Genomic DNA, 22087 nt, shown 5'->3' with positions numbered 1-22087 from the left:
CTTGACAGCGCGGCGTCTATTTCAACGGGACACGCACAGCCGCTTCGTGTTCCAGTAACGCAGCGGAGCGAGAATTAGTTAATTCATGTTATCAAGCATTAGCATCGCACCGCTCATGCAGCGCGAACAGGCCCAGGGCCTCGCGGACGTCACGCAAGGTCGCATCGGTGACGGTGCGCGCCAGTTGGGTGCCGCGCCTGACGATCTCGAGAACGTGGCCGGGATCACGCGCAAACGCCGCCCGCCGGTCGCGGATCGGCGCGACCACGGCCTGCAGCACGTCATCAAGTCGCTGCTTCACGACGCTGTCGCCGAGGCCGCCGCGGACGTAGCGCGCCTTCAGGTCCGCGACCGCCGCAGGATCGTCGTCGAACGCGTCGAGATAGGTGAAGACGACATTGCCTTCGACGCGGCCCGGATCGGCGGCCCTGACGTGGCCGGAATCGGTGAACATGCGGCGGACGGCATCGCGAATCTGGTCCGCGGTGGCGGAGAGCGGAATCGTGTTGCCCTGTGATTTGCTCATCTTGGCCTTGCCGTCCACGCCAGGCAGGCGTCCGACGCTCGGGATCAGTGCGCGTGCCTCGGGGAGCACTTCCGTGCCCGCCTGGCGGTTGATGCGGCGGACGATCTCGTTGGTCTGCTCGATCAGCGGCGCCTGGTCGTCTCCGACCGGCACGATGGTCGCCTTGAAGGCGGTGATGTCGGCGGCCTGCGCAACGGGATAGCACAGGAAGCCGGCCGGAATATCGCGGCCGAAGCCGCGCGCCTGGATCTCGTCCTTGATGGTCGGGTTGCGCTCGAGCCGCGCCACCGTGACGAAGTTCATGTAGAGCAGCGTGAGATCGGCCAGCGCCGGCAGGTGCGATTGCAGGCAGATGGTCGTCATCTCCGGATCGATGCCGACGGCGAGATAGTCGGTCGCGATCTCCAGGACGTTCCGGCTCACCTTGGCCGGATCGTGGGCGTGGTCCGTGAGCGCCTGGGCATCGGCCAGCAGCAGGAATTGCCGATGCGTCGATTGCAGCGCGACGCGGGTTTGCAGCGAGCCGACATAGTGGCCGAGGTGCAGCGGGCCGGTGGTTCTGTCGCCGGTCAGGATGACGGGACGTTCTGGCATTGAGAGTGGCATCGTGGTTCTCCAGGAGTGAGAACCGCCGCTCGATCGAACTCTTCGATGCTGTTGATGACAAGAACCGCGTCGCAGGCCGATGAACGGCGGCGACGGGCGAATGAATGACGAGGCCGTGCCGCTCCTAGATGGAGCGCCACCACGTGTTCGCGTGCAAGGTCTCAGTCTTGATCATGCGACCGATATGGCCGAAACCGCCGATGAATGCAACCCGCTCAGGCACGCTGCGCAGAGCGCGGCCTCAGGCCAGTTCAGCCATTCCGCCTATTCGAGATCAATCGCATGATACTGGCCGGTCTTGTCGAGCTGCGTGCCCCAGACCTTGTGCAGCGCCTGGTGGTCGGAGGGGCCGAAGCTCACCTTCGATCCGACGCCCAGCTCGTAATTCTGCATCGATTCGAGGACATCGACCAGCGTTTCCGTGTCCACCGCGGGACCGGCGCGGCGCAGCCCTTCGATCAGGATGTTGGCCGTGAGATAGGCTTCCAGGGACGAGTAATCCGCCGGCTCTCCCGGAAAATATCTGTCGAGCGCCTTCTTGTAGTTCAGGGTGACGGACGCGTAGCCGTCGACCGCCGGCGTGACCTGGGTGCAGATGACGCCGTCCGCATAGCGCGGGCCGAGCACCATCAGCTCACTGGCGAGGCCGGTGCTGCCGACGCCGGAGATCGTCGCGTGGGTCATATCCGGATAGAGATCGCGGGTCTTCTCGATGAACTTGGCCGCGGCGCGAAAGGTGGCGACCAGCACCACCGCCTTGATCGCATGCTTCTGCCGGCGCAGTTGCGCGATGGCCTCGTCGACATTGACGGTGTTGCGGCTGTAGCTCATGCGGAAGGCGTCGCCCGCGCCGCCGCGCAGCCCGTGCATCGCCCTGCTGACGCCCTCCCACCCCGCGTCGCCATAGGCATCCTGCTGGGTGAGAACTCCGATCTCCTGCGGACGCAGCTTGCGGATCTTGACGAGATAGTTCACGAGCGCATGGGCTTCCTCGGCGTAGCCGGCGCGGTAGTTGAAGACGTAGCGGTCCGGCGGATCGCGGCGAAGCGAAGGAGCCCCGGTGAAGGCGCCGAAATACAGCGCATGATGCTCGAGCGCGTACGGCACCGAGATCAGGGCCGTCGGACTGCCGTAGTTCTCGACGAATCCGAACACCTTGTGCTGCTCGTAAAGCTCCTTCATCGCGTTCAGCGTCCGCGTCGGCTCATAGGCATCGTCGGCCGTGTAGAGCTTGAGCTGCCGGCCATGCACGCCGCCTTCCTCGTTGACCTGAGCGAATGCGAGGTCGATGCCGAGCTTGAGCTGATGGCCCATCTCCCTGGCCGGCCCGGAAAACGGCGCCGCCATTCCGAAGCTGATTTCGGTATCGGTCACGCCCTGGACCGGGGCGCGCGTGCTGGTCGGCTGCGCCGACGCGGCATTGGCCACCCGCGTGTCGAACTTCGGCACACGGTCGTCCTCCCTCAGCGGCATGTTCTGGTCCGGCGCGACCGCCGGAGCGGCGCTCGCGAGCGCTCCGGTCCGGAGAGTATCCTGGACTGGCGCAACGGTCTGCGCGGCTTGGACCGGCGGCGATGGGACTGTTGCCGTCGTTGTCGCCGCCGCGCTGCTCTTGGCGGAGAGCGCAGCGGTCCACCGCGTCGGAAGTCTCGTCGCTGCAAAGCCGGCCACGCCCGCGGCAACAGCCACGAGCCCCATCACGCTCAACGCGCCGAGGAGACGCCGTTCCCGTGGCGGCGGAGGAACCTCCTGCACGCCGTAACGGGACGAGAATTCAGCAGGGGTAGGCCGATCGTGCTCGTCGCGCCACGGTTGTTCATACAGCGGACGCCGGCCGTCGTCGTAGCCGGACGGGAATGGCGGATCGCGGTCGTCATTGGGCGCACGCAGATGTCTCACGATTTTCCCCTTGGCTCGCGCGTCATGGACTCGTTGGAGTTTTTTCTGGATCGCGCGGCATACGCTGCAGGTTCTGCCGGCCGGATGAGCGTGGCCATGCGCCGAGATCTGCACATGTCACACGAACTAACACTCGTCGCCGAGCGTCAGTGGAACGGCAGTTCCAGACATGTTGTCTGGAACAAGTCCGAACGTCGGCATGATACTGCGAAGCAATGGGGCGGTTGTTTGTTCTCGCCGTCAATTCCAGCTGAACAAGGAGGGAGCCGCGCCGCCATGGCAGCAAATTGGCTCTGACAGCAAGCAGGAGAGAAGTGCCGTGAAGCAGTCGGACTTGTTGTTGGCATCAGCATCCGATGACGCTGCGCCCCCGACGCCGAGCTCCGCGTCACCGGCCGGTCGTCTCCTCCGCCACCAGTCCCGTCACCATCGCCTTCACCATGGTCGCGATCTGCGCGCGCAAGGCCGCGAGCGGCACAGCGATCAGCTTCTGCTCCAAGCCGAGCGCGACCATGCCGTGGACGGCCGAGAACAGGCTGCGCGCGGTGACGCTGATGTCGTCGAAAGAGCGCCGTGGAAACAACGCCGCCAGTGGCTGGTGGATGTGACGGAACAGGTGCATCTGGTCGGCGATCGCCCAGTCGGGCAGCGGCTTCTCGGGCGGCATGCGGTGCTCGAACAGTGCGCGCCAGAGCTCGAGATTGTGGGCGGCGAAGTCGCAATAGGCGATCGCGATGCGCACCAGCGCAGCCTCGGGGCCGGGAGGGCCCGCGCTCTCGGCTGCGGACAGGTCGGCGTCGAGCCGCGCCAAGGTGCGTGATCCGACCATCAGCACCAGTTCGTCGACGTCGGCGACGAGATTGTAGACCGCGCCATTGGCGACGCCGATCTCCTGGGCGAGATCGCGCGTCTTCAGACCCGCGAGACCCCGCGTCCGGATCATCCGCTCGGCGGCCTCGATCAAGGCTTCGCGCTGTTTCGCACGTCTTTCCAGTGTCTTGGACATTGTTAACCAAAATATTGAGCGATGCTCAAAATAATTCTTGAGCGTCGCTCATGGTTGCGCTAGAAGAAACGTCATGAGCGATGCTCATAACAGGGAGTTCACAATGTTCAAGACCGTTCTCACGCTGTTTCGGGGCACCGTGGCCGTCGCGGAGGAGGAGCTGCAGGACCGGACCGCGCTGGTGATCCTGGATCAGCAGCTGCGTGACGCCGCCGCCGCCGTCGATCGCAGCAAGCGCGCGCTGGCGCTGGCCATTGCGCAGGACCAGCAGGAGGGCAAGCGGCTCGAGGCGACCTTGGCACGGATCACCGATCTCGAGGTGCGCGCCACCGCAGCGCTCGACGGCGGCCGCGAGGATCTGGCCCGCGAGGCGGCGCAGGCGATCGCCGGCCTCGAGGCCGAGTGTGACGCGGCGCGGACGGCGCGGGCGCTGTTCGCGACCGAGATCACCAGGCTGAAGAAACATGTCGCCAACGCCGAGGCGCGCATTGCCGAGCTCGATCGCGGCCGGCGGATTGCGCGCGCCTCCGAGGCCGTGCGCAATCTGCGCCGCGGCGGCATCGAGGCGGCGCGTCCTTACGAGTGCACGCTGCCCGAGGCCGAAGCGACGCTGAAACGGCTGCGGGAGCGGCAGATCGAGGCGCAGGCCGCCGACGAGGCGCTCATGGAGCTCGATGCCGCGACGGGGCCGATCACCACGGCCGAGAAGCTCGCCGAGCAGGGCTTTGGCCCACGCATCAAGACCACTGCCGACGACGTGCTGGCGCGGCTGAAGGCCGGCCGCGCCGCACCGGCCAACTGATTTTCGTCACGACCAATCGAACGCATCAACAACCACGTCATCATAGGAGCCGACCATGAACCAGAACACCCAGCCGCACAGCAGCGCCTTCATCACCTTCTCCTACGCCTCGTTCGCCGCCTCCGCCTTCCTCGTCGCTCTCGGCGTCTTCTTCATGCCGATCGATCTCTGGATGAAGGGCTATCTGACGATGGGCATTGTCATGCTGGTGCAGACCTGCGTCACCCTGACCAAGACGCTGCGCGACCGCCACGAGAGCGGCAAGCTCGTCAATCGCATCGAAGACGCTCGCGCCGAGCGCCTGCTGATGGAGGTGTCGAAGGCAGCTTAGGGCGGCCGCAGTCGTCTCGCTCTCTTGGCCTCTCCCCGCTCTTGTCCACCGTAGCTCGACGAGCGAAGGCGGATGCGGGGAGAGGCCGGATTGCATCGAAGATGCAATCCGGGCGAGGGGAAGTTTGCGGGGCAAGCTCCGACTTCGGCGAGACAGCGCCGGCAGGCGGTGGGCGCGAAGGCGTCCGCCGCTCACGTCGTTCAACCTGCATTTACCCTCGCTCACGCTCCGTCCCGCGTCGTTATCGTGAATTAACAGCACCAGGGCATAAGGCGGCGAGGGCGGCCGCGATCCCGGCTGCGCCGCTTCTGATCACGCCGTGCTAGGTTGAGGCATGAACATCGTCGCAGCAGTGGGGCGTATCCGACGCAGCATCGGCTTCTGGCTGACCGCGCTCGGCCAGGAGGCGATGGACCTGTCGCTACGCACCCATGCGGAGTTGCGCACGCGCATCGTCGAGAGCCCGGGCACGACCCTGGACGATGCGGCGCTGGCGGCGCTCGTGGCCGATCTCCGCACCATTGCCGGCAAGACGCTGCCCGCCGGCGAGCTCACCTACGGCATCTTCTCCGGAGCGCGCGAGCCGCTCGCGCGCGCCATCATCACCGTGGTGTCGGAGGAGGCGGGCGGCCGGCCGATCGCCTTCAATGCGCTCGCGGTGATGCAGGTCGAGCGCGATGGCGACAGCCAGCAGGTGATCCATCTCGGATTGGTCATGGTCGATCCGGAAGCGCGTGGCAAAGGCCTGTCCGGCGTGCTCTACGGCCTCACGACGCTGCTGCTGTTCGTCCGCGACGGGCTGCGGCCGAAATGGATCTCCAACGTCACGCAGGTGCCGGCGGTGGCCGGCATGGTCTGCGAGACCTTTTCCGACGTCTATCCGTCGCCGCTGCCGCAGGCCCGACAGAGCTTTGCGCATCTTCAACTCGCGCGCGGCATCATGCGGGCGCATCGCGCGGTGTTCGGCGTCGGCGGCGAAGCCGGGTTCGACGAACAGCGCTTCGTCATCACCAACGCCTATACCGGCGGCTCGGATGCGCTGAAGAAGACGTATGACGATGCGCCGAAACATCGCGACGCCGTCTACAACGGCTTCTGCGCGCGCGAGCTGGACTACACCAGGGGCGACGACCTGCTGCAGCTCGGGCGCATCGATCTCGCCGCCGCCCGGCGCTATCTGCTGCGCGAGATCCCCTCCGGCTCGCTGCCGGCGCTGCTGGCGACCTCGGCCGTGCTGGCGCTGCAGCGGATGATCCTGCCGCTGGCGCATTGGCTCGACGACACCAGGACGTTCGGCACGCTGCGTCCGCGCCTGCCGACCGGCGAGCCCACGCCATGACGGCCGGCATCGTTGCCGACTCCGTCGTCAATCTCTGCGGCGCGATCGGTCTCGCGGTTGCCGCGGCGATGCTGCACCGGCGCGATTCCCATGGACCGCTGACGGCGCGGCTCGTCGCTCTGCTCGCGCTGGTCGCCTCGCTGTTCCTGTTGCGCGGCATCGCATGGTGGATGGACAGTGCTTTTCTCGACCGCATCTCGCTGATTCCGGCGGCGCTGATCCCGCTCGGCGCGCTGGTGGTGACGGAAGGTCTGCTGCGCCGACACGCGCATCGCGCGCTCAAGGCGATCGCGCTGGCCGGCGGCGTGGTGCTCGCGCTCGCCGGCGCGCTCGGTCCGGTCGAGTTCGAAAGCCACCACACGGTCGTGCTGTCAGCCTTTCAGCTCGCAGGCTTTGCGACCTGCGCCTGGCTGCTGCTTCGCCGCGACCGCGCGAGCCTGCTGGCCTGGGAGAACCGCGCCATCGATCGCGTCGCCTCCGGCGCCATCATGGTCATCCCCTTCATCATCACCGATTTCCGCGTGCTGGCGCCGAGCATGCCGGTGCGGCTCGGCGCATTGGGCGCGCTGCTGGCGGTGACCGCGATCCTGATCGCCGGCGCCAGCGCGGAGACGCAGCGTCAGGGCGGGCTGCTGACATTGTTGCGGATCCTCGGCGCCGCCCTGCTCGGCGCTGCCGCGGCCGCGCTGTCGCCGGACGTCGATGCGGCGCAACTGATGCGTTTCTGCGCGGTCGCGGTGGCCGGCGTGCTCACGATCGGGCTGATCGGCGATGCCTTGCGCGCGATGCTGCAAGCCCGCGAGCCGGGCGTGCTCGACTCGATCGGGGCGTCGATCGCGGCGACGCGCGACGAACTGATCGCCGAGCTCACGCGCCAGCCGGTCTTCGAAAGCGCACGCCGCTGTCGCGAGGTTGAGCTGACCGCCTATGATCCGCCGCTGCTGCGCGACTTTCTCGCGTCAAGCCGCGTGCTGCGCCGGGCCGATGCGCCGTGGCGGCGGGCGGCCACCGACCCCGCCGTCGAGCGCATGGTGGCGCTGATGGATGCGCGGCATGCGACGCATGTGATCGTGCTGTCGCACCAGCCGGTCGACCTCATCGTGCTCGCGGTCTCCGTGATCTCGGCCGATCCGGCCACGGAAACCGCGCTCGCGCTCGTCAGGCGCCTGCTGGTGCAGGCGCCCGAGCGACAGGTGATCACGCCCACATGTGATGATGCTGATGCTGTGACATCTCCATCATCGGCCCCTCCATCATCGGACCGTCCATGACCAGGGTTGGCGGAGCGGCGCTGGCCTGTGCTGCCGGCGCGGCGCTGGGAAGCATGATCAGGTTCGAGGCGGGCGCGCTGGTGACCGCGGCCAGCAGCGCGGCGGCGTCGGCACCGTTGCCGCCGCCGGTGGTCGCCAGCACCTGGCCGATCGTGGTGCCGTCGACATTGTAGGCGCCGCCATTGACCGGGATGTTGTTGCCGCCGACATCGGCTGCGTTCTGGTGCATCTGGTCGGCGGCCGCGGCGACCAGCGCCTTGTTGCCGGCCTGGAAACCCTCCAGGATCTTGGCGATCTCGGCGCCGAGCGTGCTCTGGTCGCCGAGCAGCTCGTTGTCGAAGCGGGCCTGGAAGATGCCGCCCTGCGCCGCGTCGAAATCGGTGACGTCCTTCTTGAAGGTCATCAGGTCGGCGCTGACCTGCGCCATCGCGGCGGCGTCGCCGGAATTGACGGCCGCGATCGCAGCCTTGCCGAGCGCGTTCGACTGGGCGATGAACATGGCCCAGAAATCGGTCTGTGCCTGGTTGTCCTGATAGGCCGGCGTCGGGTTGAGGAAGCCGCCGAAGCCGCTCCAGCCGTTCAGGCCGTTCTGCTGCGCCATGTTGGCGAGATTGGTGTCGCCGGCGACGATGTCGATGATGTCGAGGAAGTCGTCGTTCAGCGCGCGGCCGATGTCGACATTGCCGGCCGCGCCGTTGATGTGGGTGTTGACGAGCGCGAGCTGGTCGATGATGGCGAGCGCGTGCACGCCGGTCAGGCCTCCGAACTGCAGCGGATTGGCGGCGACCAGCGCATTGAGGCCGGCGATCAGCGCGTCGACATCGTCCTGGATGACGTCGACGTTGCTTTCGTTCACGCCGCCGATCAGCCGGTTGGCGGCATCGTTGAAGATCAGGCCGAGCTCGGCCAGTGTGCCCTTGGCGGCGGTTGCGGCCGTCACGCCTTCGGGCAGCAGCGCCGGCGCCTGCAGGAAGCCGGTGACGCCGTCGGCGTTGGTCGCATTGCCCGCAAGGTTCGGATCGTTGTTGACGACGTTGAGGATGTCGAGGTGCGCGTTGCGCAGCGCGGTCTCCGCGGCGGCGATGCTGCCGAATGCGCCGCCGCCGGTCACCGAAGCCATCGCGGCATCCTGCGCGACCGTGATGTCGGCGAGGATCTTGTTGATGTTGGTGAGCGTCTGCCCGGTGAACTGGCCGGCGGCAACCATCGCCTTCAGACCATCCTGAATCACGGTGAGATCGCCGGTGTAGTTGTAGACGCTGCCAAGCCCCTGGCCGCCTTCCTCGACCACGTTGCGCCACAGCCCGCCTTCGAGAAAGCGCGTCGCGTCGTTGAAGACGACGCCGAGATCGGCAAAGCCGAGCGCGGGCGTCGGCGGCGTGGGTGTGGGCGGCGTCGGAGGCATCGGAGGCATCGGCGCAGGAGCCGGCTGGCAGTGATGATCGTGATGATGATGGTGGTGGTGGTGGTCGCTGTGATGATGGTGACCGTGGTGACTGTCGTGATGGTGACGGTGATGGCGCGACATGTCCGACGTACTCCCCAAAGCTGCGCACCACTGCGGATGAGCCGAAGCAATGCGGCGCGGCTGACGCGGGTGCGGATGATGAGGGCCATCTGCTGCCTGCTTCGTGGCTGCTTCGCGCAGGGATTGTGGAATGCGTCTGCGTCAGATTGTCGTGCGGCGTACGGGTGGCGCTCCCGCAGAGCTGCGACATCTCACCGCTTGACGGTCGAGGCGCGCTTCGGGAGCCGGCTCTCAGCGACGATGTCGCGCCCGCGGCAAATCAGTGAGTTGCAAGAGCGTTCGACCGTAGCGATTCGGTCGATGGTAGACGTTCCGAGCGCACGCGGACCGCCTTGCGACGATCCGACGCGTCCGGGAACTTGTGATGAGACCGGGAGCAGCTACGCGCCGCCGCTCCGATGTGGCCGGATCATGGCGATTTCTTTACGAACGCGGCGAATGCGTCGGCGTAGTCGGCATGCCAGCGCGACAGTGGCGGCCGGTTCTCGACGATGTCGCCGGCCGCCCACAGGATGCGCCGCTCGTCCAGCGCGCGCGGCACGTCGTTGTCTGGGCACAGCACGTAGAAGTCGCCGGCCGCGACGCGCTCCAGCATGAAGTCGACCGTCTGCTCCGGCGTCCAGGCGGCGGCCGGCTTCTCGACGCGGCCATTCGCCGTCAGCGGCGTGAACACGAAGCCCGGAATGAACAGATGCGCCGTCACCTGGCAGCCGGGCGTGTTGCGCAGCTCGTGCTGCAGCGCCTCGGTGAACGCCTTCACGCCGGCCTTCGAGACGTTGTAGGCGGGATCGCCGGGCGGCGTGGTGATGCCCTGCTTGGAGCCGGTATTGATGATCAGCGCCGGCTTGCTCTGCGCGATCATGTTGGGCGCGAACACCTGCGCGCCATGGATGATGCCCCACAGATTGACCCCGAGGATGCGCTGCCAATTTTCCTCGGCAAGCATCTTGCTGCCCGGCTGGATGCCGGCATTGTTCATCAGCACGTCGATCGCGCCGAAGCGCTGCCGCACCGCCGTTTCGAGCGCGATCACGCTGTCCCGGCTGCTCACATCGACCGTGGCGGTCATGACCGCAGCCTCGCCACGCTTGGCCGCAGCCGCGAGCCTGGCGGCGGCGTCGCGCAGCCGGGCCTCGTCGACATCGGCGATGCAGACGTTCATGCCGCGCTCTGCGAAGCGCGTGGCGGCGGCGAGCCCGATGCCGGAGGCGCCTCCGGTGACGACGGCGGTGTGGTCGGCGGACAAGGCAGGGTGAGACACGGCAGGTTCTCCGGCATGACGACGAGATGCTGGTGTATGACGTCTTGGCGCGGCCGCAAGATCATCCGGCTGACGGCAAGACGGTTTTTTGCGGCTGCAACGCGAGGCGCATCAGTCCGGTCGCGGATGCATCGCGTCGGCTGGAACCGGCTTACGACGCGGCCCTGGCCCCGCGGGTCTTCCTTGGCTTCTCGATGTCGCTGCGCAGCGCGGCGAGATCCTTCCTCACGGCGTCAGCAGCGTCGCGCTCGATGCGCCGGTAACGTTCGACCAACTGCGCGCCGAACGTCGTCAGCGCCGCGCCACCGCCATTGCGGCCGCCGGTCTGCCGCGCGACCGCGGGCTGCCGGCACACCCGGTTGATCTCGTCGACGAGGTCCCAGGCCCGCTTGTAGGACATGTCCATCGCGCGCCCGGCCGCAGAGATCGAGCCGTGTCGCGCGATGTTCTCCAGCAGCGCGATCTTGCCCGGCCCGATCCGGCCGCCGTCATCGAGATCGATGCGCAGGCTGAGCGAGGGCAGGGCGTTCGCTTTCGGCATGGAGGGTCTGCTCGTACTGACGTGGGGCGGACATTGCCACCATCATGTTTTGCGAACAAGATGATCCAAATCGACAATCGCAACGACATCTGGGGACGAAATGCTGCCTGCGCTGTTTTCACCACTCACGATCGGTCCTTATCGCCTCAAGCACCGCGTCGTGATGGCGCCGTTGACCCGCATGCGCGCCGCAAGGGAGACGCTCGCGCCGCGGCCGCTCAACGTCGAGTATTATGCGCAGCGCGCGACGCCGGGCGGCCTGATCATCGCCGAGGCCTCGCCGGTGCTGCCGACCGGCACCGGCAGCCCGAACGTGCCGGGCATCTACAGCGCGGCGCAGATCGCCGGCTGGAAGCAGGTCGTCGACGCCGTGCATGCCAAGGGCGGATTCATCTTCCTGCAGCTCTGGCACGTCGGCCGCGTCTCGCATTCCTCGTTCCAGCCGGGCGGCGCGCTGCCGGTGGCGCCGTCGGCGATCGCGATCGGCGACGATCTCAAGGCGATGACGGCGGAAGGCAAAGGCGCAGCTTACGAGACGCCGCGTGCGCTCGACACCGACGAGATCCCCGCGCTTGTCGCCGCCTATGGCCAAGCCGCGCGCAATGCGATGGCCGCCGGCTTCGACGGCGTCGAGGTGCATGGCGCGAACGGCTATCTGATCGAGCAGTTCCTGCAGACCCGCAGCAACCAGCGCACCGACCGCTACGGCGGCGCAATCGCGAACCGCTGCCGCTTCCTGCTTGAGGTCACGCAGGCGGTGATCGATGCCTGCGGCGCCGACAAGGTCGGCGTGCGGCTGTCGCCCTATGGCATCGCCAACGGCTCCGGCGAAGCCGACCCGATGCCGCTCTATACCCATGCGATCGAGGCGCTCGACAAGCTCGGCATCGCCTATCTGCACCTGATCGAGCCGCGCTCCTCCGGCGCCGGCCGCGCCGACGTCAACTGGCAGAACGTGCCGTCGGCCATCGCTCTGTTCCGGCCGCTGTGGAAGGGCGTGCTGATCGGTGCCGGCGGCTTTACCGGCGAGCCGGCGGAGGCGGCGATCAAGGCCGGCCATGCCGACGCCATCGCCTTCGGCCGCACCTTCATCTCCAATCCGGACCTGCCCGCCCGGCTGCAGCACGGCTGGCCGCTGACGCCCTATCACCGTCCGACCTTCTATGGCGGCGAGGAGAAGGGCTACACGGATTATCCGGTGTATCAGGAGATGGTGAAGGTGTAGTCCGCGCTCTCTCCGCCGTCATTGCGAGGAGCGTAGCGACGAAGCAATCCAGACTCGCGTGCGCCACCCTGGATTGCTTCGCTTCGCTCGCAATGACGGTGGAGCGAGAGTTCGCGTCAACCAATAAGCCTGAGCCCGGGAGGACACCGCCCCATGAAGAACCGCACGACCGGACGTTCGGCCTTCCTCGCGCTGCTCAAGGATGAGGGCATCACGCATCTGTTCGGCAATCCCGGCACCACCGAATTGCCGATCATGCATGCCCTGAAGGACCATCCCGATCTCACCTACGTCATGGCGATGCAGGAGAGCCTGGTGGTGGCGATCGCCGACGGCTTCAGTCGCGCCTCGGGACGCCTCGTCGCCTGCAACGTCCACGTCGCGCCGGGTCTCGGCAACGCGATGGGCGCGCTCTACAATGCGCAGTTCACCGGCACGCCGATGATCCTCACCGCCGGCCAGCAGGAGCAGGGCCACGGCCTGATGGAGCCATTGCTCTACGGCCCGCTGGTGCGGATGGCCGAGCCGCTGGTGAAATGGGCGGTCGAGGTGACGAGGCTGGAGGACCTGCCGCGCATCATCAGGCGCGCCGCTAAGGTGGCGACCACGCCGCCGACCGGTCCCGTCTTCATCTCGCTGCCCGGCGATATCCTCAATGCCGAAGCCGGCATCGAGCTCGGCCGTTCCACCCGGGTCGATGCGCGCGTGTTGCCGGCCGCGGACGCTTTGCAGGGGCTGGCGCAGCGCATTCTCAAGGCGCAGCGGCCGGTGGTCATCACCGGCGACGAGGTCGTCAAGAGCGATGCGCTGCGGGAGGCGGCCGAGTTCGCGTCGGCGATCGGCGCTCCCGTGCACCAGCAGTCCGCGCCCTATGGCGCGCATTTCCTGTCCGAGCATCCCTGCTACATCGGCTCATTGTCGCGTGTGCAGCAGCAGGTCCGCGACCTGCTCGCGCCACACGATCTTCTCATCGTGCTCGGCGCCGATCCCTTGCGGATGTCCGTGCACAGCGAGATCGGGCCGCTGCCCGAGGGCTTGCCGATCGTGCAGATCGGCCTCGTCGATTGGGAGCTGGGAAAGAATTTCGGTGCCGAGATCGCGCTGAAGGCCGACGTTCGCGAGACGCTGCTTCAGCTCACGCCGCTCTTGCGCGAGCTCGGCGGCGCGGCCCTGCAGGCGCGTGCGCAGGAGCGCGTGGCCGAATTGTCCTCGAAGAACTGGAGCGCGCGGCGGCGCAAGCTGGCCGCGCAGATCGAAGCGGCGCGCGAGCGGACGCCGATCGATCCGGACTACCTGGCGCTGCAGGTCGCCGAGGCCATGCCGGAGCACGGCATCATGGTCGACGAGGGCCTGACCTCGGCGCGCTACATGACGGCGCTGTGGCCGTATCGCGACCGCTACAACTATCACGCGCTCGCCTCGGGGGGCATCGGCTGGGGCCTGCCGGCCTCGGTCGGCGTCAGCCTCGCCAATCCCGATCGCCCCGTGGTCTGCTACTCCGGCGACGGCAGCGCGATGTATTCGATCCAGGCGCTGTGGACCGCAGCGCATCACAAGCTGCCGCTGTCGGTCGTCATCGTCAACAATGGCGGCTACCGCATCATCAAGCAGCGGCTGCTGTCGTTCCACGGTGACGACAACTATATCGGCATGGATTTTGTCGATCCGCAGGTGGATTTTGCCGGGCTCGCCCGCTCGCTCGGCTGCGAGGCAATGCGCATCAGCGATCCTCGTGAATTGCAGCCGACGCTCTCGGCGGCGTTCCGCCGCCCCGGCGCCAAGCTGATCGAGGTGATGGTCAGCAACGCGGTGAACTGAGCGTTACTCCCGTCGCGCGGGGAATGCCGGACGTCCGGCCGAACCTTTGGTGACTGCCGCCTGCTTTTCTTCTGCAGGCGAGCCATGGGTGAGGCCTTCGCCGGGCATCCCCGCGCCCTCCGCCTTGCGAAGGCACCGCACCGGCAAACCTCGGACGCTCCTGGCGCCGCGAGAACGGAAGCGCGCATCCCGACACACGCCCATCATCGATCTCTGCGACAAGTTCCGAAATCCGAGACTTGCTTGATGTCAGCATTGAATTCAAACCCAGCCCCTTCCGCTCGTCGCGCGATCCCGATATGACGCCGCCTTCGTTGTGACTGGAAAAGCGCCATGACCAGGATTGATGCAATCGACCGTGCCCGTCAGAGCCTGACGAGCGGTGACTTCTTGGCCGAGCTCGGCCGCCGGGTCGCCTATCGCACCGAGAGCCTCAATCCCGAGCGCAAGGACGACCTCGCGGCGTATCTGACCAACGAGCTGACGCCGTCCTTTGCAGCGCTCGGCTTTTCCTCCGAGATCGTGCCCTCGCCGAGCGGCAAGTCGCCGTTCCTGATCGCGACCTACCACGAGAGCGACAGCGCCCCGACGATGCTCAGCTATGGCCACGGCGACACCGTCGACGGCATGGCCGGCGAATGGCGCGACGGCCGCGATCCCTGGGCGGTGACGCCAGCGGGCAATCGTCTCTATGGCCGCGGCACCGCCGACAACAAGGGCCAGCACAGCATCAACATGGCGGCGCTGCGCGCGGTGCGCGAGGCCCGCGGCGGCAAGCTCGGCTTCAATGCCAAGTTCATCATGGAGATGGGCGAGGAGATCGGCTCGCCCGATCTCGCCAGGGTGGCCGATCTGCATCGCGACGCCTTGAAGGCCGACGTTTTCATCGGCTCGGACGGCCCGCGGCTGTCGACGGCGCGCCCCACCATCTTTCTCGGCTGCCGCGGCGGCATCCGGTTGCATCTCGACGTCAACCTGCGCGAGGGCGGCAACCATTCCGGCAATTGGGGCGGCGTGCTCGCCAATCCCGCGACCATCCTTGCCAATGCCATTTCCACGCTGGTCGACGGCCATGGCCGTATCAAGCTCGATACCTTGAAGCCGCCGCGCCTCACCAATGCCATCCGCGCCATCCTCGCCGACGTGAAGGTGGAGCCGACCGCCGACGAGCCGGCGCTGTCGGACCATTGGGGCGAGGAGGGGCTGACGCCGGCGGAGCGGCTCTATGCCTGGAATACGCTCGAGGTGCTCGCGATCTCCTCCGGCAATATCGACAAGCCGGCGAATGCGATCCCCGGCCGCGCCCGCGCCGTGCTGCAGCTGCGCTTCGTGGTCGGCACCAAGGTCGACAGCATCGTGGAGGACGTGAGGAGCCATCTCGTCGCGCACGGCTTCCCGATGGTCGAGGTCAGCATGACGCAAGGCTTCGCGGCCTCGCGCGCCGACATCGACAGCCCCTGGATCAAATGGGCCGCGGAGTCCATCAAGATGAGCACCGGCAAGGCGCCCGCGGTGCTGCCGAACTTCGGCGGCTCGCTGCCCAATGACGTGTTTGCCGACGTGTTGAAGATGCCGACCATGTGGGTGCCGCATTCCTACCCGGGCTGCTCGCAGCACGCGCCGGATGAGCACATCCTGCTGGATGTCACGGACGAGGCGCTCGGCCTGATGGCCGGGCTGTTCTGGGATCTTGGTGAATTGCGGAAGCCGTTGTGAGCCGAGAAGGAGGCATGAGCACACATCGCCTGGCGTCTGGTGAGGAGCGCGCGCCGGCCAGGAAGACGGAAGGTGGGCGCGGCGCGTCTCGAACCATGAGGTCCGTGTGCCGTGCGGTTGCATTGCCGCGTGCGGGAACCCGCCTGCAACTTTCGTCTGGTCGCGGGGCCTGCGAGCCCCTCGTAGTTTACCATCCCGACGTTCGGCGCTGCCGTTTCAGCCCGGACGTCTTGTCGAAGGGGACGCGGGACAGGCAATTTGTCGCAATCGTCCGAGGACGTCCCGCCGCGGGGCGGTCTATGGTGCCCGCGCTCGTCCGGCCGGAGATCGTCCGGGGGCGGGGGCCATTTTGAGTTCGCTGTGGTTTATGCAAGCATCCGGCGATCAGCCGGATTGAGGAGATCAGTTATGAAGCAGCTTCGCCTATTCGGTCTTGCCGTCGCCGCCGCGCTCTGCGCCGGCCAGGTGCAGGCCGAGGACCTGACGGGGACCCTGAAGAACATCAAGGAGACCGGCACCATTACGCTCGGCGTCCGCGACTCCTCGATCCCGTTCTCCTATCTCGACGACAATCAGAAGCCGATCGGCTTTGCCATCGACATCTGCATGGGCATCGTCGATGCCGTGAAGAAGGAGCTCAAGCTCGACAAGCTCGATGTGAAGCTCAACCCGGTGACGTCGTCGACCCGCATCCCGCTGCTCGCCAACGGCACCATCGATCTGGAATGCGGCTCGACCACCAACAATGCCGAGCGCCAGAAGCAGATCTCCTTCACCAACACCCACTTCCTGACGGCGAGCCGCTACGTCTCGAAGAAGGCGAGCAAGATCAACTCGATCGACGATCTGAAGGGGAAATCGGTCGTGTCGACCGCCGGCACCACCAACATCAAGCAGTTGACCGAGGCCAATGCCGCGCGCAACCTCGGCATCAACATCATCCCGGCCAAGGATCATGCCGAGGCCTTCCTGATGGTGGAGACCGATCGCGCCGTCGCCTTCGTGATGGACGACATTCTTCTGGCGAGCCTCGTCGCCGGCTCCAAGGATCCGGCCGCCTATGTCGTCTCCAAGGACGCGTTCTCGAAGCCCGAGCCCTACGGCATCATGCTGCGCAAGGACGATCCGCAGTTCAAGAAGGTGGTCGATGCGGCGACCGCCAAGATCTACACCAGCGGCGAGGGCGCCAAGCTGTATGACAAATGGTTCATGCAGAAGATCCCGCCGAAGGGCCTGAACCTCAACACCCCGCTGTCGGCCGAACTGAAGGCCGAGTTCGCCAAGCCGTCGGACTCGCCGGATCCGGATTCGTACAAGCCGTAACGTGAGGCCGCAGCTCTCGCGCCGAATTCGATGTGCCCCCCTCCCCCTTGCGGGGAGGGGGCAGGGGTGGGGGTCTCAGGAAAGACTGCCCGTGTGGACCCCCGACCCCGACCCTCCCCCGCAAGGGGGGAGGGAGCGCAGCGAGTTTTTGGCAAAGACTGTGTAATGCGACTTGCGAGCTAATTCCCTCTCAGGATGTCCCCGTGAACTACACCTGGAACTGGCACATCTTCCTGGAGCCGAACCCGACCGGGGCCGGCACCTATTTCGACATGCTGCTGGCGGGGCTGAAGGTCACCATCGTGACCTCGCTGTCGGCCTGGGTGATCGCGCTGATCTGCGGCACGATCGTCGGCATCCTGCGCAGCTTGCCGTCCAAGCTGGCGACCTGGATCGCCTTCGCCTATGTCGAGTTCTTCCGCAACATGCCGCTTTTGGTGCAGCTGTTCCTGTGGTTCTTCGTGCTGCCGGAGCTGTTGCCGCCCACGATCGGCCTGTGGCTGAAGCAGATGCCCAATGCGCCATTCTATACGGCGGCCGTCGGCATCGGCCTGTTCATGTCGGCGCGTGTCGCCGTGCAATTGGCGGCCGGCATCGGCTCGCTGCCGCGCGGCCAGAAGCTGGCGGCGACCGCGCTCGGCCTCACCACCTTGCAGGCCTACCGCTACGTGCTGCTGCCGATGGCTTTCCGCATCATCCTGCCGCCGCTGACGTCCGAATTTCTCAACACGGTCAAGAACAGCGCCGTCGCAATCACGATCGGTCTGATCGAACTGACGGGCGCTGCGCGCGCCATGCAGGAATTCTCGTTCCAGGTGTTCGAGGCCTTCAGCGCCGCCACCTTGATGTATCTCGTCATCAACGTCATCGTCGTGATCGGCATGCGGCTCCTGGAGCGCGCGGTGGCGGTCCCTGGCTACATCACGGGCAAATGAGATGCTGGCCAATTTCGATTTCGACGTCATCCGCCGCTCGCTGAGCTATCTTTTCATCGACGGCATGACCTTCACGCTGACCTTGACGGCGCTGTCGGCGACGGGCGGTCTTGTGTTCGGCACCCTGATCGCGCTGATGCGGCTGTCCGGCTATCGGGTGATGGGCTTTATCGCCGGGCTCTATGTCGACTTCATGCGCTCGCTGCCGCTGGTTCTGGTGATCTTCTGGTTCTACTTCTTGGTGCCCTATATCGGGCAGTGGATCACCGGCTCGTCGCGGCCGATCAAGGTCGGCGCGTTCGCGTCCTCCCTGATCACCTTCATCCTGTTCGAGGCGGCCTATTTCTCCGAGATCATGCGCGCCGGCATCCAGTCGATCTCGCGCGGCCAGCCGGCCGCGGCCTCGGCGCTCGGCCTGACCTATGCGCAGACCATGCGCTACGTCGTGTTGCCGCAGGCGTTCCGCAACATGCTGCCGGTGCTGCTGACCCAGACCATCGTGCTGTTCCAGGACACGTCGCTGGTCTACGTGCTCTCGATTCCGGACTTCCTCGGCGCTGCTTCGAAAGTCGCCCAGCGCGACGGCCGCCTGGTCGAGATGTACCTGTTCGCGGCCCTGGTCTACTTCACCATCTCCTGTGTCGCGTCCTACGGCGTCCGCCGCCTGCAGTCGCGCATCTCCATCATCAGATAGTCGGCTCCCATGATCGAAATCAGCCACGTCAACAAATGGTACAGCCCGAGCTTCCAGGTGCTGAAGGACTGCACGACCTCGGTCGCCAAGGGCGAGGTGGTGGTGGTCTGCGGCCCCTCCGGCTCCGGCAAGTCGACCCTGATCAAATGCGTCAACGCGCTGGAGCCGTTCCAGGACGGCGTGATCACGATCGACGGCCTCAAGGTCAATGATTCCAAGACCAACCTGCCGAAGCTGCGCTCGCGGGTCGGCATGGTGTTCCAGCACTTCGAGCTGTTTCCGCATCTCAAGATCATCGACAACCTCTGCCTCGCCCAGCAGAAGGTGCTGGGTCGTGGCCATGAGGAAGCGACCGCGAAGGGCATGAAGCTCCTGGATCGCGTCGGTCTCAAGGAGCAGGCGCAGAAGTTTCCGGCGCAGCTCTCCGGCGGCCAGCAGCAGCGCGTGGCGATCGCACGTGCGCTCGCCATGGATCCGATCGCGATGCTGTTCGACGAGCCGACTTCGGCGCTCGATCCGGAGATGATCAGCGAGGTGCTCGATGTCATGGTTGATCTCGCCCGCGAGGGCATGACCATGATGGTCGTGACCCACGAGATGGGCTTCGCCAGGAAGGTCGCCCACCGCGTCATCTTCATGGACCGCGGCGAGATCGTCGAGGACGCCAAGAAGGAGGAGTTCTTCGGCCAGCCGCGCAGCGAGCGCGCGCAGCAGTTCCTGTCGAAGATCCTGTCGCATTAGTCCGGTGAGTCATTCCGGGGCGCCCGCAGGGCGAACCCGGAATCTCGAGATTCCGGGTTCGATGCTGCGCATCGCCCCCGAATGACGGCGAGAGTAACAATTGGTGTACGCAGATGGCTTTGCGTGCGCAGATGAGAATGGAGACACGTCCTTGGACCCGATCGCTTACGTCAACGGCGCCTTCGTGCCCCTGTCCGAGGCCAAGGTCTCGGTCCTCGATCGCGGCTTCCTGTTTGCCGACGGCATCTACGAAGTGGCGGCGGTGCTCGATGGCAAGCTGGTCGACAGTGCCCCGCATCTTGCCCGCCTGGAGCGCTCGGTCGGCGAGATCGGGCTGGCGCTGCCGGAGAGCGTGGCGCGGATCGAGGAGCTGCAGAAGGAGCTGGTCGCACGCAACCGGCTCGACCAGGGCATGGTCTATCTGCAGGTGACGCGCGGTGCCGACAAGGGCCGCGACTTCCCGTTTCCCAAGGGCGACGTCAAGCCGACCTTGGTGATGTTCGTCACCGCCAAGGACATCATCAATGCGCCCTCGGCGAAGACGGGAATTGGCGTCATCACCGTGCCCGACATCCGCTGGGCGCGCCGCGACATCAAGAGCGTGGCGCTGCTGGCGCAGGTGCTCGCGAAGCAGGCGGCCGCCGCGGCCGGGGCCGGCGAGGCGTGGATGGTCGAGGACGGTCATGTCACCGAGGGCGGCTCGTCCTCGGCCTTCATCCTGACCAAGGACGACGTCATCGTGACGCGGCCGAACTCGAACGCGATCCTGCCGGGCTGCACCCGCAAGGCCGTGGTGAAGCTCGCCGAGGAGCGCCAGCTCAAGGTCGAGGAGCGGCTGTTCACGGTGGAGGAGGCGCTCGCGGCGAAGGAAGCCTTCATCACCAGCGCGAGCTCGTTCGTGCAGCCGGTGGTCACGATCGACGGCAAGCCCGTCGGCGACGGCAAGCCGGGACCGGTGGCGGCGCGGCTGCGCGAGATCTATGTCGATTTTGCGCGCGCCACGGCGGTGTAGTTGGAGGAGACGATAGAGCAGGTGCAGCATCGAAACCCGTTTGCATTGTCCGGCGCTTTGCTATCGTGGCGACGAACGAAACAGAAATCAGGGAGGAGTTTCGATGCGGTATCGCTTGAGAGGGCTCGCGGCCGGACTATTGATTGCGGGCGCAGGCATGACGGGAGCGGCATTGGCCGATGACGGCTGGGTGACCCTGGTCGACTCCACGACCAAGGCCGACTTCACCGAGGTCGGCAAGGCCAATTGGGAGATGAAGGACGGCGCGCTGTCGGCCGACAAGCTCGATGGCAAGGATCCATCGTATCTGGTGACCAAGGAGAGCTACAAGGACTTCCAGATCAAGGCCGAGTTCTGGGTCGATGACGCCGCCAACAGCGGCATCTTCATCCGCTGCGACCAGTCGGCGAAGATCGACTCCAACATCTGCTACGAGGTCAACATCTTCGACAAGCGGCCCGATCCGAAATACGGCACCGGCGCGATCGTCGACGTGTCCAAGGTCGATCCGATGCCGAAGGCCGGCGGCAAGTGGAATACCTATGAGATCACCGCCAAGGGCACGCGGCTGACCGTGATCCTCAACGGCGAGAAAACCGCCGATGTCGACGACAGCAAGCACGCGGCGGGACCGATCGCCCTGCAATACGGCTCGGGCGTCGTGAAGTTCAGGAAGGTGCAGATCAAGCCGCTGTAGCGGCCGTGCATTCCGGGCAGCGGCGCTGGCCGCGGCTCGCGCGGTACAGGCTCTTGCAGTACCAGCGGCGCGCCATCATCTGCAGGGGATGGCGGGCCAACCGGGCCAGCGTCACCAGTTCGAGCATGGCGGGCATTGCAGCCTCCTTGACATCCTTCCGACTTTTGCGAGATGGGGCGGCACTTCGTTTGCGGAAGTGCCGCCGCAGTCGCATCAGCCATGCAGCTTCTTTGCGGTCTCGGCGATGACGCGGCCCTGATAGCGCGCCCCCGCCAGCTCGTTCGCGCTCGGCTGCCGGCTGCCGTCACCGCCGGTGATGGTGGTGGCGCCATAGGGCGAGCCGCCGGTGACCTCGTCGAGCTTCATCTGGCCGGCGAAGCCGTAGTTGAGGCCGACGATGGTCATGCCGAAATGCAAGAGGTTGGTGATGATCGAGAACAGCGTGACCTCCTGGCCGCCGTGCTGGGTCGCGGTCGAGGTGAAGGCGCCGCCGACCTTGCCGTGGAGCGCGCCCTTGGCCCACAGGCCGCCGGCCTGATCGAGGAAGTTGGCCATCTGCGAGGCCATGCGGCCGAAGCGGGTGCCGGTACCGACGATGATCGCGTCGTAGTCGGCGAGCTCCTCGACCTTTGCTATCGGAGCGGCCTGGTCGAGCTTGTAGTGGGAGGCCTTGGCGACGTCGGCCGGCACCAGTTCGGGCACGCGCTTGACGTCGACGGTGGCGCCGGTCTCGCGGGCGCCTTCGGCCACCGCGTTGGCCATCGCTTCGATGTGGCCGTATGCGGAGTAGTAGAGAACGAGAACCTTGGTCATGGC

Annotated in this window: 21 protein-coding genes; 13 read left to right on the top strand and 8 right to left on the bottom strand. The window is 66.2% G+C overall.

Annotation, left to right across the window (positions count from 1 at the left end):
- Nucleotides 1–91 precede the first annotated feature (91 nt).
- The 3 genes from trpS to QX048_RS24830 form a co-directional block, all read right to left on the bottom strand.
- Complete coding sequence (gene trpS, locus QX048_RS24840; protein WP_315825422.1) at nucleotides 92–1132, bottom strand: tryptophan--tRNA ligase; 1041 nt, start codon at nucleotides 1130–1132, stop codon at nucleotides 92–94.
- Nucleotides 1133–1396: 264 nt separating this feature from the next.
- Nucleotides 1397–3031, bottom strand: coding sequence for an ABC transporter substrate-binding protein (locus QX048_RS24835; RefSeq protein WP_316200725.1), 1635 nt, complete (start codon nucleotides 3029–3031; stop codon nucleotides 1397–1399).
- A gap of 388 nt (nucleotides 3032–3419) precedes the next feature.
- Complete coding sequence (locus QX048_RS24830) at nucleotides 3420–4037, bottom strand: TetR/AcrR family transcriptional regulator (protein ID WP_315716620.1); 618 nt, start codon at nucleotides 4035–4037, stop codon at nucleotides 3420–3422.
- A gap of 103 nt (nucleotides 4038–4140) precedes the next feature.
- Between QX048_RS24830 and QX048_RS24825 the strand changes: the two genes are divergently transcribed.
- The 4 genes from QX048_RS24825 to QX048_RS24810 all read left to right on the top strand — a co-directional run bounded on the left by QX048_RS24825 (nucleotide 4141) and on the right by QX048_RS24810 (nucleotide 7780).
- The gene (locus tag QX048_RS24825) at nucleotides 4141–4839 is read left to right on the top strand and encodes a PspA/IM30 family protein (protein WP_315716621.1); all 699 of its coding nucleotides are present in this window, start codon (nucleotides 4141–4143) and stop codon (nucleotides 4837–4839) included.
- Between the two features lie 55 nt (nucleotides 4840–4894).
- Nucleotides 4895–5170, top strand: coding sequence for a YiaA/YiaB family inner membrane protein (locus tag QX048_RS24820; RefSeq protein ID WP_315716622.1), 276 nt, complete (start codon nucleotides 4895–4897; stop codon nucleotides 5168–5170).
- 334 nt (nucleotides 5171–5504) lie between these two features.
- Nucleotides 5505–6509 carry a hypothetical protein gene (locus QX048_RS24815; protein ID WP_315825420.1) on the top strand — a complete coding sequence of 335 codons (1005 nt, stop codon included), beginning with the start codon at nucleotides 5505–5507 and terminating at the stop codon, nucleotides 6507–6509.
- Nucleotides 6506–7780: a hypothetical protein gene (locus tag QX048_RS24810; RefSeq protein ID WP_315825419.1), complete on the top strand. Its 1275-nt coding sequence runs from the start codon at nucleotides 6506–6508 to the stop codon at nucleotides 7778–7780. The genes QX048_RS24815 and QX048_RS24810 overlap by 4 nt, the downstream gene beginning before the upstream one ends.
- Here the strand turns inward: QX048_RS24810 and QX048_RS24805 are convergent.
- The 3 genes from QX048_RS24805 to QX048_RS24795 all read right to left on the bottom strand — a co-directional run bounded on the left by QX048_RS24805 (nucleotide 7707) and on the right by QX048_RS24795 (nucleotide 11110).
- Nucleotides 7707–9185 (bottom strand): hypothetical protein, encoded by a 1479-nt coding sequence (locus QX048_RS24805; protein ID WP_316200726.1) that lies wholly within the window; start codon nucleotides 9183–9185, stop codon nucleotides 7707–7709. The two genes, QX048_RS24810 and QX048_RS24805, sit on opposite strands and share 74 nt — an antisense overlap.
- Nucleotides 9186–9717: 532 nt before the next feature.
- On the bottom strand, nucleotides 9718–10569 hold the full coding sequence (locus tag QX048_RS24800) for an SDR family NAD(P)-dependent oxidoreductase (RefSeq protein WP_315825417.1): 852 nt from the start codon (nucleotides 10567–10569) through the stop codon (nucleotides 9718–9720).
- Between the two features lie 151 nt (nucleotides 10570–10720).
- A complete protein-coding gene (locus QX048_RS24795) occupies nucleotides 10721–11110 on the bottom strand; it encodes a winged helix-turn-helix domain-containing protein (RefSeq protein WP_315825416.1) in 390 nt (129 codons plus the stop codon).
- Between the two features lie 100 nt (nucleotides 11111–11210).
- Between QX048_RS24795 and QX048_RS24790 the strand changes: the two genes are divergently transcribed.
- The 9 genes from QX048_RS24790 (at nucleotide 11211) to QX048_RS24750 (ending at nucleotide 21271) form a co-directional block, all read left to right on the top strand.
- The gene (locus QX048_RS24790; RefSeq protein WP_315825415.1) at nucleotides 11211–12335 is read left to right on the top strand and encodes an alkene reductase; all 1125 of its coding nucleotides are present in this window, start codon (nucleotides 11211–11213) and stop codon (nucleotides 12333–12335) included.
- A 153-nt stretch (nucleotides 12336–12488) separates the two neighbouring features.
- A complete protein-coding gene (locus tag QX048_RS24785; RefSeq protein WP_315825414.1) occupies nucleotides 12489–14153 on the top strand; it encodes a thiamine pyrophosphate-binding protein in 1665 nt (554 codons plus the stop codon).
- Nucleotides 14154–14486: 333 nt separating this feature from the next.
- Nucleotides 14487–15869, top strand: a complete 1383-nt coding sequence (locus QX048_RS24780; protein ID WP_315825413.1) for a M20 family metallopeptidase — start codon at nucleotides 14487–14489, stop codon at nucleotides 15867–15869.
- Nucleotides 15870–16277: 408 nt separating this feature from the next.
- On the top strand, nucleotides 16278–17192 hold the full coding sequence (locus tag QX048_RS24775) for an amino acid ABC transporter substrate-binding protein (protein WP_315753374.1): 915 nt from the start codon (nucleotides 16278–16280) through the stop codon (nucleotides 17190–17192).
- Nucleotides 17193–17395: 203 nt separating this feature from the next.
- The gene (locus tag QX048_RS24770) at nucleotides 17396–18127 is read left to right on the top strand and encodes an amino acid ABC transporter permease (protein WP_315736524.1); all 732 of its coding nucleotides are present in this window, start codon (nucleotides 17396–17398) and stop codon (nucleotides 18125–18127) included.
- A 1-nt stretch (nucleotide 18128) separates the two neighbouring features.
- A complete protein-coding gene (locus QX048_RS24765; protein WP_315736525.1) occupies nucleotides 18129–18821 on the top strand; it encodes an amino acid ABC transporter permease in 693 nt (230 codons plus the stop codon).
- 9 nt (nucleotides 18822–18830) lie between these two features.
- The gene (locus tag QX048_RS24760; protein ID WP_315753377.1) at nucleotides 18831–19562 is read left to right on the top strand and encodes an amino acid ABC transporter ATP-binding protein; all 732 of its coding nucleotides are present in this window, start codon (nucleotides 18831–18833) and stop codon (nucleotides 19560–19562) included.
- 151 nt (nucleotides 19563–19713) lie between these two features.
- Nucleotides 19714–20574 carry a D-amino-acid transaminase gene (locus QX048_RS24755; protein ID WP_315753379.1) on the top strand — a complete coding sequence of 287 codons (861 nt, stop codon included), beginning with the start codon at nucleotides 19714–19716 and terminating at the stop codon, nucleotides 20572–20574.
- Between the two features lie 103 nt (nucleotides 20575–20677).
- Entirely contained in the window at nucleotides 20678–21271 is a 594-nt protein-coding gene (locus tag QX048_RS24750; protein ID WP_315753381.1) for a DUF1080 domain-containing protein, read from the top strand.
- Here QX048_RS24750 and QX048_RS24745 read toward each other — a convergent pair.
- Together QX048_RS24745 and wrbA are read right to left on the bottom strand one after the other, a co-directional pair.
- Nucleotides 21258–21407 (bottom strand): hypothetical protein, encoded by a 150-nt coding sequence (locus QX048_RS24745; RefSeq protein WP_315736529.1) that lies wholly within the window; start codon nucleotides 21405–21407, stop codon nucleotides 21258–21260. The genes QX048_RS24750 and QX048_RS24745 overlap by 14 nt on opposite strands.
- 77 nt (nucleotides 21408–21484) lie before the next feature.
- Entirely contained in the window at nucleotides 21485–22084 is a 600-nt protein-coding gene (gene wrbA, locus QX048_RS24740) for an NAD(P)H:quinone oxidoreductase (protein ID WP_315825412.1), read from the bottom strand.
- Nucleotides 22085–22087: the final 3 nt, after the last annotated feature.

Origin of the sequence: Bradyrhizobium sp. SZCCHNS30572 (assembly GCF_032484415.1) — a bacterium.
Lineage (GTDB): Bacteria > Pseudomonadota > Alphaproteobacteria > Rhizobiales > Xanthobacteraceae > Bradyrhizobium.
This window is presented reverse-complemented; position numbering and strand designations above follow the sequence as displayed.